10 protein-coding genes are annotated in these 12,317 nt (G+C 50.2%); 2 read left to right on the top strand and 8 right to left on the bottom strand.

The window, feature by feature from the left end; genetic code table 11:
- Positions 1-156: 156 nt before the first annotated feature.
- A complete protein-coding gene (locus ACYVGO_RS10400; RefSeq protein ID WP_460969201.1) occupies positions 157-450 on the top strand; it encodes an alpha-L-rhamnosidase C-terminal domain-containing protein in 294 nt (97 codons plus the stop codon).
- Between the two features lie 120 nt (positions 451-570).
- Here the strand turns inward: ACYVGO_RS10400 and ACYVGO_RS10395 are convergent, their stop codons facing one another.
- The 4 genes from ACYVGO_RS10395 to ACYVGO_RS10380 all read right to left on the bottom strand — a co-directional run bounded on the left by ACYVGO_RS10395 (position 571) and on the right by ACYVGO_RS10380 (position 7,170).
- Positions 571-1,878 (bottom strand): hypothetical protein, encoded by a 1,308-nt coding sequence (locus ACYVGO_RS10395; RefSeq protein ID WP_460969200.1) that lies wholly within the window; start codon positions 1,876-1,878, stop codon positions 571-573.
- A gap of 272 nt (positions 1,879-2,150) precedes the next feature.
- A complete protein-coding gene (locus ACYVGO_RS10390; RefSeq protein ID WP_142770925.1) occupies positions 2,151-2,831 on the bottom strand; it encodes a 3-keto-disaccharide hydrolase in 681 nt (226 codons plus the stop codon).
- Positions 2,832-2,959: 128 nt separating this feature from the next.
- Positions 2,960-4,000, bottom strand: a complete 1,041-nt coding sequence (locus tag ACYVGO_RS10385; RefSeq protein WP_460969199.1) for a hypothetical protein — start codon at positions 3,998-4,000, stop codon at positions 2,960-2,962.
- Positions 4,001-4,071: 71 nt separating this feature from the next.
- Entirely contained in the window at positions 4,072-7,170 is a 3,099-nt protein-coding gene (locus tag ACYVGO_RS10380; RefSeq protein ID WP_460969198.1) for an FAD-binding protein, read from the bottom strand.
- Positions 7,171-7,269: 99 nt separating this feature from the next.
- On the opposite strand from ACYVGO_RS10380, the gene ACYVGO_RS10375 reads away from it, so the two are divergent.
- The gene (locus tag ACYVGO_RS10375) at positions 7,270-7,812 is read left to right on the top strand and encodes a biopolymer transporter ExbD (RefSeq protein ID WP_460969197.1); all 543 of its coding nucleotides are present in this window, start codon (positions 7,270-7,272) and stop codon (positions 7,810-7,812) included.
- A gap of 152 nt (positions 7,813-7,964) precedes the next feature.
- Here the strand turns inward: ACYVGO_RS10375 and ACYVGO_RS10370 are convergent, their stop codons facing one another.
- The 4 genes from ACYVGO_RS10370 to ACYVGO_RS10355 all read right to left on the bottom strand — a co-directional run bounded on the left by ACYVGO_RS10370 (position 7,965) and on the right by ACYVGO_RS10355 (position 12,154).
- Positions 7,965-8,447 (bottom strand): DUF1648 domain-containing protein, encoded by a 483-nt coding sequence (locus ACYVGO_RS10370; protein WP_460969196.1) that lies wholly within the window; start codon positions 8,445-8,447, stop codon positions 7,965-7,967.
- 19 nt (positions 8,448-8,466) lie between these two features.
- A complete protein-coding gene (locus ACYVGO_RS10365) occupies positions 8,467-8,835 on the bottom strand; it encodes a hypothetical protein (protein ID WP_460969195.1) in 369 nt (122 codons plus the stop codon).
- A gap of 81 nt (positions 8,836-8,916) precedes the next feature.
- Complete coding sequence (locus ACYVGO_RS10360; protein ID WP_460969194.1) at positions 8,917-9,972, bottom strand: DUF4097 family beta strand repeat-containing protein; 1,056 nt, start codon at positions 9,970-9,972, stop codon at positions 8,917-8,919.
- A gap of 430 nt (positions 9,973-10,402) precedes the next feature.
- Complete coding sequence (locus tag ACYVGO_RS10355) at positions 10,403-12,154, bottom strand: S41 family peptidase (RefSeq protein WP_460969193.1); 1,752 nt, start codon at positions 12,152-12,154, stop codon at positions 10,403-10,405.
- Between the last annotated feature and the right edge of the window lie 163 nt (positions 12,155-12,317).

Raw genomic sequence — 12,317 nt, 5'->3', positions numbered from 1 at the left:
TTTCATATATGACTTCAAAAGAATAAAAAGCTTTTCCAAGATAGGTTAAGGTTGATTTGTAAAGCCCCGGTGGGATGTCTGCCGGGAGCTTTATACGTTCGCGCAGAAAGCCTCATCCTTGAAAACTGGCCGATCGACGCGAAAAGTGATATTTCGATGAACCACATTATGTTTGGCGAAATCGGGGCCTGGTATTACAAAGTCCTCGGTGGTATCAAACCAGACCCCGTGCATCCAGGCTTTAAAAACGTATTGCTGGAACCCCATTTCGTGACTGGCCTTGATCACTTCGAAGCTACCCACGACAGCCCGTACGGCACGATTCGGTCTTCGTGGAAACGGGTAGGGCAGGGTATCTCGTATTCGGTAACGATTACGCCCAACTCGATCGCTATGCTGAAACTGCCGGGTTCGGCGACCTCTCAAAAATTAGAGGCTGGGACGTACTAATTTGAGGTGAAGTGGTCTGTCGGGTTAATTGTTTTATTTAAAGGATGTTAAGGGTTTTTTGTGCCCTCGTTCTGTGTCCCCACTATAGCCGTCAGGTTAAGAATTTGCTCAGATGCTTATCTACTGGGAACTATCAGCAGGTGGGGGCACGCCGAATCGCTTTTGTGAACCTTTCAGTTCGCCGTGAGAATGGATAAGGAGAAATGTAAGCAAGGCAAAAAATGCGAGTAGTCCACCAAAATTGATCGCCCATTTTTTAGGCGCAAGGGGCTTACTTGTAAAGATGGGGTGGGTTTTGCCGATCAGAAATGCGACCACCACCCAGTTGGCGATGTATAAGTACTGCTCAATTCGATAGCCACTCATAAAAGCACCCGTAATCAATAAGCTGAACATGATGTACAGCCCCCAATGGCCAAGAGAGAGAGCAAAAACATCATGTTGTGAATAAGAGACCGGGCTGGATTTGTTCTGATAAAAATGGAACCAACACCAGATCGTCATGGAGAGCACCATGCCAATTGACACCAATTGAACACCCCAAAGAATGGGACTTTCGGGGGCCACTTCGATTTTGCTGAAAATTCCCTGAAGGCGTTCTAAATCAAATGATTGCTGCCACACAATGTAAGGAATCACCAACATTACTATCAGTAAAGGAAACCAGACCCGGATTTTTGGTTGCGTAGTTTCGCTCGATTCCCATTCGGATGTAAGGGTTCCGTAGGCCATGCTCAGGCCACCGAAAAAGCCTAGTGAATATTCCATAACGTTCCAAAAATTGAATTTGATTTCGGTCAGATGCCCCAGAACCTGGAGGAAATTACCAAAAGCAAAACCAAAGCCACCGCCTAAACCGGCAAACACGGCTACGCGTAAGGCCGAATCGAATCGGTGACGTACCAGATACCAGGTCAGCGCCACTGCCGCTCCGAAGCAAGCGGCCCACATTTCGGAACGGGGCGGGGTCATACGCCAGTCGAATTCTTCAATCATGAAAAAGTAAAACACCACCGCGCCTACAACCATTTCGACGATTACTTCAGACCACTTTACGGGTTTGGTCGCCGAGTCGGTTAGGGCTAACCCAAATAATCCCCCACCCAGAAAGCCATACAATCCGCCGATGACAAATAACATCGTTAGCCCGTAAAAGACATTGATAAACTCGGTGTCTCGACCATACCCTACGACAATGCCATAGCTTGCCAGCCCGCCTAGTCCCCAACCAATAGCACCAGCCAGGGTGGCAGTAAAAACCCTGGCGTACCAATCGGCACGTTTGGCAACGAGTAAAACACTCAGGGAACCAATGGCACCAGCCCAGGCCGCACCGTATTCATGGCCAAATTGCCCGCGAATGGCCCAGGCCGTTCCGAGCGATAAGCCCACCATAAGCATGGCAAAGAAAAGGGACTTGTTTTTCATACAAGAAAACGGTGATTATGAGTTTAGTATCATCTTTTTGATATACCGGATTTGGTTGCGAACAGGCTATTTTGTACTAAAAAATGGCCCGTTTCCCTAACATTAAGCTAGGGAAACGGGCCGAGGATATGATGGCAACAAACAATGCGCTGGGTTCGTAGTCCTAAGTTTGTACTGATAGATTGTAAAAAGTCACTACAAAAAGGATAGAAGCGTAGAAGCAACAAGGCCACAGATTTGACTAAATCTGTGGCCTTGTTGCTTCTACTGGACTACAACTCCCGAATCTGGATGTTCTTGTACCAGACGCGCTCTTTGGGGCTGTGATTTTGCAGGGCGATTTTGCCTTTAGCGTGTGCCGTAGCATAGGGCCAGTTGGCAAATTTACTTTTGGCTACCAGGGCTTTCCAATTGTCGGAGCCGTATTCGTAATCAACCAGTTTTTTGCCGTTCAGGAAGTGCTCAACGTGGTTTTTATTGACCACAATACGGCCTTTGTTCCACTCACCAGGTGCTTTGGCAACGCTAAAGTCCGAGGGCGGGATCATATCGTAGTTAGCGCCGGTCATTTGGGTATCTTTCAATTTGTAAGGCTTGCCGTCTCCGTCCAGGTAACCTTTATCGTCGATTACCTGATACTCAGGGCCCGACATATAGGTCGATTTGATATCGGGGCTGTCGATGATTTTGTAGACCACGCCACTGTTACTGCCTTTGGGAATTTTGAACTCGAACTCCAGCTCAAAGTTTTCGTACTCTTTGTCGGTTACGAGGTCGCCACCGGTGCCGTCGGGCGTGAGGGCACCATCTTCAATGGACCAGCCAACAACGCCATCTTTATGGTAACTGTGCCAGCCTTTTATGGTCTTGCCATCAAACAACGATGTCCATTTTGGGGGTGCTGTGAATGCGAACAGGCAATACACCAGCTCTAGCAAAAGTAGTTTTTTCATGGAGTTTAGAATTTTGAGTTAAAGGTATGTTTTAAACGCAAAGAGCGCAAAGGAGGAGCAAAGGTCGCAGAGAAAATCCTTAGCGAACTTTGCGCTTTCCTTTGCGCTCTTTGCGGTTTAAAGAACTATTAACTCGCCATTTCGCGGGCGGCTTCCGGATCATTATACTTCCGGTCGAGGCCTTCGGTTGATTTCTGATCGGAGCGATCTGGCCCCGACACCATGTCTTGTGCGGCTATACTACTTTCATCGGCCATTTCGCGGGGAAGTTTTTGGGCTTCTTTGGCTTCTTCAGGCCGCTCGCCGGGTTGATTGTCGGCAGTGTCTTTTGCGTTTACATCGTAAGGACGGGCTGAGTCGCCGGTGTCCGGCTTGTCTTCCATTCCTTCCTCGGTTCCAGGAACGGCTTTTGCGGCCTCTGGTAAACCTTCGTACTTCGTTTCGGCTACGTGTCCGTCTGGCTTTGGTCCGTTTGCCGGTACAACGCCAGGGGCCGCTGAGGTGAAGGTGCTGAGGCCCTGCGCATTGATCTCATGTGAACGATCGGGTTCGCTGGGGTCCTGAACTTCCGGTACGTCGGGCTTGGGTGTTCCCGGCATTTCAGGAATTTCTGGCCCTGGTACGGGTGGTGTTGGTGGTGTTTCCGGAATGCCCGGCACCGGTTGAATTGGATTTGGCGAGCCGGGTGTCGACGGAATCATATCGCCAGATGGGTAGTTGCCAAAGCCATTGCTGCTTCCGATGATGTTCCAGCTACCAAACGAATTGGTCGGTGTAGTGGGTTCATCTTCCGACGATAAACCCGTGGCTACGGTCGAACCTGCATCGGGATTTCCGGTAATGTCGCCAACGGCAATTGGATCGTTTGGCAGGTTGTCTTCATCTACGCCAGTACCTACATGTAAAGAGGCATCTGAATTTTCGTAGGTTTTACCGCGTGATGCGTCTCCCTGCAACGTCCGCTCTTCATCGGAGCTATATCGGTTAGCAAGTTGACCGTCTACTACGTCGTCTTCGGTATCGCCAATGGACGTTAGTTTACCGTCCACGAGTTTAACCATATTTGTTTCAGCCTGGTCGGCACCGAACATCGCTTCTGCGTTTTCGTTGGATACCAGATTGGCTTGTTGTGCTCCGTCACTAAGGGCTGAAGAATTTGAATTTTCCATGACTATTGGGAATGTTTTAGGTCTATGGAGAACCACTGAGAACGCAAAAGGTTTTTTGTAGCGTGACCGCGTTACATCAACGCATCAAACAAAATCTCGGCGGGGTGCTGGGCTTTACGGCCCGTTCCGTCTTTGATCTGATGGCGGCAACTGGTGCCTGCTGCTGAGATAATGGCGTTTTCGGCCTTACGAACGGCTGGGAACAACACCAACTCACCAATTTGCATGGACAAATCGTAATGTTCGGTCTCGAAACCAAACGAACCCGCCATACCGCAGCAGCCTGATGGAATTAGCTGGACGTTATAGTTTTTGGGTAACGACAACACCTTCTTGACTGGAATCATTGACGACAAGGCTTTCTGGTGGCAGTGGCCGTGAACCTTCACCAATTCAGTTTTAGTCGTGAACAAACTACGGTTAATTCGGCCAGCGTCGGCTTCACGAGCGAGCCATTCCTCGAACAGGAAGACGTTTTGGGCGATACGTAAGGAATCGGCTTTTAACTCTGCCGGAACAAGGTCGGGGTATTCATCCCGGAAGGTTAGGATAGCTGAGGGTTCCAGACCAATCAGGGGCGTTTCGTCGGTAACGATGTCTTTGAAGATCGTAACATTACGAATCGCCAGTTTCTTAGCTTCATCCACCAACCCTTTTGACAAATACGTCCGGCCACTTTCATCATGATTGGGGAGGGCTACTGTATAACCCAGACGCTCCAGCAACTGAATGGCTTTTTTGCCAACTTCTACGTCATTATAATTTGTGAACTCATCGGCGAACAGCAATACGGAACCGGGTTTTGGCTCCGATGCATCCGGTAGGCCTGATGGCGTGTAATTGTTTCGCTTCTCGCGGCCTATCCGTTCGTTTTCCTCTTTTTTCTGTTCCCACCACCACTTTCGTAAGGTCGTCTTTGCCATTTCGGGCATGGTCCGGTCGGGGTGGAAGCCAACGGCACGGTTCGCGATCCGACGTAGAGCCGATGTTTCATAGAACCCGTTGTAGGCCCAGGGTACGAGGCTGGCCATTTTCATCAGGCTGGTGAAATTGCCGATCAAACGCGCTCGTAGAGGAATTCCGCTTTCCCTGTATTTCTGCTGAGTGAACTCAGCTTTCATGCGCGCCATGTCCACGCTCGATGGGCATTCGGCTTTGCAGGCTTTGCATGACAGACATAAATCCAGCACATCTTTTACGGCCTCGTAGTCATTTTCGGTTGGCGTAGATTGATTGCTGTAAAAATGCCGCAGGATATTGGCGCGTGCCCGTGTCGTATCGTGCTCACGCCGGGTAGCCATGTAGCTGGGGCACATCGTTCCACCCGAGATTTCGGTTTTTCGGCAATCGCCGGAACCCGAGCACTTCTCGGCCAGTTCGAGCATTCCCCCATCTTTCGAGAAGTCGAAAATGGTTTTTGGTTGGGGAATAACCACATCGGCCTCCGACCGCAGCGACTCGTTCATGGGGGGCGTATTCACCACTTTGCCCGGATTGAACGTATTGTGTGGGTCCCACAGGTCTTTTACATCCTTGCACAACTGGAAGTTTTCGGGCCCGAGCATAAAAGCAATGCACTCACCCCGAAGTCGGCCGTCGCCGTGCTCGCCAGAGAGCGAACCACCGTATTTTTTGACAAGTGCCGCCGTATCCAGGAGCAACGCCCGGAAGTTCGCCCGTCCTGTTGACGACTTAAGATTGATCAGCGGCAGAACGTGGATTTCTCCCGCCCCGGCATGGGCTGAGTATTCCAGTTTCAGACCGTGGTTCTCCCAGGCCATTTTGTCCAGTTCATCGATATAATCGGGTAGGTCGTGAACATCTACGGCGGTGTCTTCAATGACGTTAGCTGGTTTCTCATCGCCGGGAATATTGTACATGATACTCAGTCCCGCCTTTCGCAACGCCCACGGTTTTTTGGTGTCTTCGTCGAACAGGATAGGATATGTATAGCCCAGTTCTTTCAGCTTCAACTCATCTACAAACGCCTTCGCCTTTTTTCCAACGCCTTCTACGGTATCGTCAAAAAATTCAACCATCAGAATGGCCTTTGGATCACCTTCTACGAACGCCCGGTTTTTAAGCTGCTCGATGTTGGTTTTGGTCAGTTGCAGGATGTAATCATCCACCAGTTCCGATGCCGAGCAGTTATGTGCCAGCGCCACCAGGTTCGCTTCGAGCGATTGGCGAATGGTTTGAAAATGAGCACAAACCAGCGCAGTTTCTTTCGGTGGCAGCGGGAGCAGATTGAGTTTTGCTTCGGTAATAAAGCAAAGTGTTCCTTCTGAGCCCGCGATGAGGTGGGAGAAGTTGAATTGGGGGGAGGAGGGGGAGTAAAGGGAGGAAGGGGAGGAGAGGAAAGGGGCTGACCGATTAGGGCTCCTTTCCTCCCTCTCGTCCCCTTTCTCCCTTTCCTCCCAAAATTTTATCATCGCATCCAGCGCGTAGCCTGTATTTCGGCGGGTGACGGTTGGTTTGGGGTAGCCTTCGCGGATGTGTTGTTGAACCGTCGGTTTCGAGAGCCAGTCGCGGAATTGAACGTATAGGCGCTGTTCGAGGGGACTTACTATGTTTTCACCGTTACATTTCGCGTCGAACTGGTCCTGCGAGAGCGGCCCGAAGGTGACCTCGGTTCCGTCGCTCAATACCGCCCGGACTTCAAGCAGGTGATCGCGGGTAGTGCCCCAGATGATGGAGTGTAAGCCGCAGGAGTTGTTGCCAATCATGCCGCCAATCATCGCCCGGCTGGCCGTACTGGTTTCGGGGCCGAACAGTAACCCGTGGGGTTTCAGAAAAGCATTCAGGTCGTCGCGGATAACGCCCGGCTGAACGCGCACCCATTTTTCGTCGGCATTGATTTCCTGGATTTTTCCAAAATACTTGGATATATCGACGACGATGCCGCTCCCAACTACCTGCCCGGCCAGCGACGTACCAGCCGCGCGGGGAATTAGCCCAATGTTATGCTGTTGGGCAAATCGGAGTAGCATCTTGATGTCGGCAACCGATTTAGGCAGCGCTACCGCTATTGGCATTTCCTGATATACCGACGCATCGGTTGCATACAGAATTCGTTGGGCCGTGTGTTCGGGCGATTCATCAAAATACAAGTCGCCCTCAAAGGAGGGAAGCAGGGTAGCAAAGGGAATTTTCTGGGTTATTAGGAACATAGCGAAGAGGCATCAAACGGGCTGTAAAGATACAAAAACCGAAACGCGTTTGTGGAAATAAGCCGTTTCAGCCATCAATCCGCTAAAGCACTTACTGCCATGACAACACGCCGAACGTACGCACCCGTCCGCCTTGATTTCGCTCCCTTTATAGGCGTAGCCTTATTGCTGATTGTGTTTTTTGTATTCACCAAAGCAACTCAACGTCCAGTCATTATGGGCGTTACGGTACCCAACGGTTGCCGTAAATATGAGTCACCTACGTACCCTAAAAAGCTGGTCGCGTTAGTTCTTCTGGATAAGGACAGAATTGGTGTTATCCAGCATTGGCATGGGGATGACATGGTAGAATTACAGCAAACGTCTTTTGGGCCGGAAGGTATACGTAATGTATTGGCGACTGTTGGGAAATCGGCCGCAGGCGATATGGCGGCTGTTATCAAGCCTACTTCATCGGCTACCTTCGGGAATGTAGAAGCTATGCTGAGGGAGCTTAAACGGGCTGGTACGCTTCCTTACCTGACATTCTCGGAACTCAGTGCGAATGATCAGCTTATGCTGAATTATTACGAGCGTGTTCTCATGCGTAATCCATCGATACGAGATGCTGTGTTTTTGAAAGTGCCACCGTATTATCGGTAGAGTTCTTTTGGAGGCTTGTGGTTTCCGAGGCTCCGTGGTGTCAGGTCCTCAGACCTGATACGGCAAGGTTTCTCAAAACCGTCCGTAATCAATATATAGAGGTTTTGAGAAACCTCGCTATGTCGGGTTGAAGAACCCGACATCACTGGAAGCTACTTATTCGAAACGGATAGCCTATAGGCCCTCACCAGGCTCATGAGCGTACTAATGAAGAATAGCGCTATAAAAAGAAAGGATGGCCAGAGACTAACCTGCTTCTGATGATAAGCGCTTGCCCAACTAATTTGACCAGCGATGCACAAAAATAATCCGACTACTAAAACCCGGATTGTCGCGACTAATTGATCGAAATTTTGTCGTTGGCTGGCTATATGCTCAGGCGTCCGTGGACCGGGGAAATTCATTAGTTCGGTAGGCGTATAGCGAATTGCCCAGAGGATTCCGACCATACATAGGCAAAGAATAGGTAACAGTAGCAATGTGTCGGGGCTTCCGAAGTGATCGGCCTGACCGTTTCCATTGAAATGGGTTGGTATTGGCCCGGTCAGCCAGATTGAGCCGGTAATAGATATACCAACTAACGTAAAGAGCAGGAGGATTGTCAGGCGGTTGGCGTTACGTTCGAACGAACTCATACGCGTAGAGTAGTGGGTCTTATGATTTGCTTCGCCCCGATTTGCTCCGATCCAGAATCCGTTTGAGCCGTCCGCCAACGAAACTCCCCACAAACGATAGAATCATGGAGCCATAGAGCCCAAAGTTTTCGAGTTCAATATGGAAATTATTCGTGGGGTGCACCAGAAAAAACATGTAGACAATCCAGATTGTACCTGCCTGCACCAACGCCAGAAACCAGCCTTTGCGGGGCTCCAGAAAACCGAGGATCGTTGCTAAAATAGTAGCTGCCAGATAAGGAAGATGGGCAGCAGTGGCGACTCGAATACAATACAGCAGAAAAGCGCTGCCTGGTAGCGTCAGAATAGTATTAATGACTAGTCGTCGGTCAAAAAACGAAGTGGACATAGAAAATGAAAAATGTAGAATGAGTAATGGATAATGTACCATCCCGGCATTATCCATTATTCATTCTACATTTTTCATTGATTACTGGTTCACATAAACGCTTCCGCTGCTGGCCGTCAGGGTTACAGGGATGCCACCACCGTTCAACGTGCCTCGGATACGATCTTTTTCGGTATCGCCATTGAAGTTGTTCAGTGGAATTTTAATGCTGTTGCCGCTCAAATTCAGTGTAATTCCTTTGTCGAGGGGCATCCGTACACGAACGCTACCAGCGCTGGTCGACAGCCGAACAGGGCCGGTCAGTTTCGTGATGCTCACATCAACGCCACCTGCACTGGTGCTGGCGTCGATGCTGCCAGCCACATTGGCAAGTCGTACCGATCCGCCCGATGTACTTGCCTTAATATCGCCCTCCAGGCTTTCTCCATTCACGCTGCCACCGCTGGTTTGTGCATCAATGTCACCCTTCAGGTCGGTAAGACGAATGCTGCCACCCGATGTGTGCAGGCGCATATTACCCGTCGATGATTTACCTTCAATCGACCCACCCGACGTTTGTAGGTCAAGGCGGCCCGAGGTTCCAGCCTGACAGCCATCAAAGTGAATGGAACCACCTGAGGTTTGTCCGTTGATATCGCCATCTACATCACTCATGTGCAGGCTACCACCACTCGTGCGGAACTTCTGCGTACCGCTCAGCGATGCCAGATGAATCGACCCACCCGACGTGCGCAGATCTGCGGTAACCTTACGGGGTGTGTAGAATTTGAAGCTAATGCTCAGGCTATTTTTCCAGTTGTTGAGGTTGTTGTGACGTTTGGCTGTGGCAACGATGGTGCCCCCTTCCTGGGAAATGGAGACGTCGTAGTCTTTCAGGCGATCTTCGATTTCGGCCTTGTCGAGGTTGCCGTTTCCGTTGTTGCCCCGTACATACATTTCCACCTTGGCGTTCATATCGGTGCCACCTTCAATGGTCAGGCTGCCGCCCGATGTTTCGGCGCGTACTGCATTAATATTGCCCGAAAAGGTTTTGGTTTGGTAAGGCTGGTCATCATAACGGGTAGGGGCAGCGGCCAATACTGTCAGCGAGAAGGTGGCTACGCCAAGAAGGGTTAGTAGAAACTGGTTGCGTTTCATAGTGATTGTTGGTTTATGCAGTAAAGATGCTGTTTGATAAACGAAGGTTGCATGATGCTGAATTTCTTCTGCTGTTAAGCAACTGACAAACGGGTAAGTATATAAGAGCAAGCGGCATGCCAGTCAGGTAAGGTGTTTTTAGTCAGTAGTTTAGCTGAAAAATATTTAGCGGAAAATGTCCGTTGGCGGACATTGGATGTTCGGTGATGGACACGGGTAGTTGACCGGGCTGGCGTACCAGTGAGGGGTATTTTTTCAACGGCCTCTGGCCGGAGAATAACACATTATGTTACATACGGGCCAGAGGCCCTTGAACGAATAGCGCTCACTGGTACGCCAGCCCGGTCGGATAGCCAAGCGAGAACGCAGGAACGCAGGCAGAGGGTACGCCCCTCTCCTGTTTTCAGGAGAGGGGTTGGGGGTGAGGTATTTATTTCTTCTTCTTAGTCTTGACTGGCTCCTTCACACCTAAATGAGTCAGTGCGGTTTCCAGCACCGTATCCCGACCCGCCTGCCAGTCGGCGGCTGTGGGTTTAACGAGTACGGCGGGCTGGATGCCTTTGGCGTTCCATTCGGTGCCATCAGGATACATGTCTCGTTTGGTACAAACACGGGCCATCACGCCACCGGGCAATGAGAACGCTAACGGTTGGCCGGTACTGCCACCGGTTGGCTCGCCAATGATTGTGCCCCGTTTCATGGCGTCGAAGACCACGGCAAAATCTTCGGCGGCCGAAAACGTTCGTCCACTGGTTAGTACGACGACCGGCTTGGTGTAGAGTTTCTTGCCGTTGGCAGGCCAGCCCCCATCGCCTGATTCAACGGGTTCGAAGACGACCGTTTCTCCCCGAGCCCGTCGTAATGGACTGTATATTCGCGATGAATAGGAGCCGGTTTGCATCGACTTATCGGTCAGATAGCCTAGTACGTTCCAGCCGTAGCCGCTATCTCCTCCACCGTTCTGCCGAACATCAAGGATTAATGCGTTGGTGGTGGCAATGGAGTCAAAAGCGGCTTTGAAGCCGTTGAGGGCCTGATCATTTTCGAAGTTGTTCAACTGCACATAAGCAACATTACCCGGTAAGATGCGGAAACTGAAGGCGGGTGAAGGCTTTAAATTGGAATAACCCGTTCGGGGTAGTAGTCGATTAAATGTTTTGCCGGATGGCTCCCGGAAGGTAATGGAAACGGGTTTGTCTTTCGGTCCTCTGAGCAACCGATACGTATACGTAGCCACATCGACGTTTTGTGGCGTAGATCCACTTTGGTAGGGCCGTACAAATCGGTCGGCGTATTCGTGGACGGGCAGGCCGTCGATACTGACGATTTCGAGCATGGGCCGAATGCCCGTTTTTTCCAGGCTATCGGACCGAACTTCCTGCACCAGCACTTTTCCATCTACCAATACCGACCAGATTGGCGGCTGCCGGGATGTTGAATCGGCCAGTGTTGCGTCGCTTGCCCAGACGTCGGTATGTCCATCGTGGAGTTGCGCACAGAACGATTGGAGGATTCGCATGTACTCGACCGTAGAGCGGGTAGCCCGAATTTTTGGCAGATAGTCGAGGTAGAGTTTATCCCAGTCTACATCAGGAATATGATCGAAGTAAGCAAAGTTGTATTTCGCTTCCGACCATAACTTCGAGAGTCCGGCCACTTTTTCGTCTTCGCTGATATTGGGTTTGTACGGTGTTTTGAGCGCTTTGGAATTAAATAACCGTTCTGCGGCCTGTGCTTTGGCTAATAGAGGAACCAAAGCCGGGTTTTGCCGGACGGCGGTAAACTCCGGCAACTCATTGATGTAGCCTGCATAGGCTGGGGCAAATTTTCCGGTCAATGGGTAGAGCAGTGTTTGGGCAGCCGCTTCGTTATTTCCCAGCTTCGCCTGAATACGGGCCAGATCGAACGAAATATCACTTTTTCGGTAAAAGAGCGATTGGTCTCCTTTGGCCAGTTCCTGCACATCTGGCCGATGGTAATAGATCAGCGCATCCTGTAAAATGCGCTCCGCTTTTTTCAGGCTGTCAACAGGTGGTTTATCGGTACCCTTCTGTACAGTCCGAGCGCGTGCCCGTTCATTTTGTAGATACTCGTAGGCCTGAGCGCTGGTTAACATAGACTGGGCGTAGGCGATACTATTCAGACCTATCAAGATCGTCAGTAGTCGGAAAATAGGATTCATGAAAGTTGATTTAGGACTCCTAAAGATGCACCAAGTAGGATGAAATGTCAATATAACCTGATGATTTGTAGTCTTTTAATCTCAGGAGAAAACAAGGGCTGTTGGCTAAGTAATTCCTGAAGAGGCACAATCTGTATAATTCTATATTGATATATTCTTTAAA

This window comes from Spirosoma migulaei (assembly GCF_054776855.1).
This window is presented reverse-complemented; position numbering and strand designations above follow the sequence as displayed.

Bases quoted from the DNA above. Each gene is read 5' to 3' on its own strand.
- ACYVGO_RS10400 (WP_460969201.1), top strand. From the start codon at position 157: ATGAACCACATTATGTTTGGCGAAATCGGGGCCTGGTATTACAAAGTC.
- ACYVGO_RS10395 (WP_460969200.1), bottom strand. From the start codon at position 1,878: ATGAAAAACAAGTCCCTTTTCTTTGCCATGCTTATGGTGGGCTTATCG.
- ACYVGO_RS10390 (WP_142770925.1), bottom strand. From the start codon at position 2,831: ATGAAAAAACTACTTTTGCTAGAGCTGGTGTATTGCCTGTTCGCATTC.
- ACYVGO_RS10385 (WP_460969199.1), bottom strand. From the start codon at position 4,000: ATGGAAAATTCAAATTCTTCAGCCCTTAGTGACGGAGCACAACAAGCC.
- ACYVGO_RS10380 (WP_460969198.1), bottom strand. From the start codon at position 7,170: ATGTTCCTAATAACCCAGAAAATTCCCTTTGCTACCCTGCTTCCCTCC.
- ACYVGO_RS10375 (WP_460969197.1), top strand. From the start codon at position 7,270: ATGACAACACGCCGAACGTACGCACCCGTCCGCCTTGATTTCGCTCCC.
- ACYVGO_RS10370 (WP_460969196.1), bottom strand. From the start codon at position 8,447: ATGAGTTCGTTCGAACGTAACGCCAACCGCCTGACAATCCTCCTGCTC.
- ACYVGO_RS10365 (WP_460969195.1), bottom strand. From the start codon at position 8,835: ATGTCCACTTCGTTTTTTGACCGACGACTAGTCATTAATACTATTCTG.
- ACYVGO_RS10360 (WP_460969194.1), bottom strand. From the start codon at position 9,972: ATGAAACGCAACCAGTTTCTACTAACCCTTCTTGGCGTAGCCACCTTC.
- ACYVGO_RS10355 (WP_460969193.1), bottom strand. From the start codon at position 12,154: ATGAATCCTATTTTCCGACTACTGACGATCTTGATAGGTCTGAATAGT.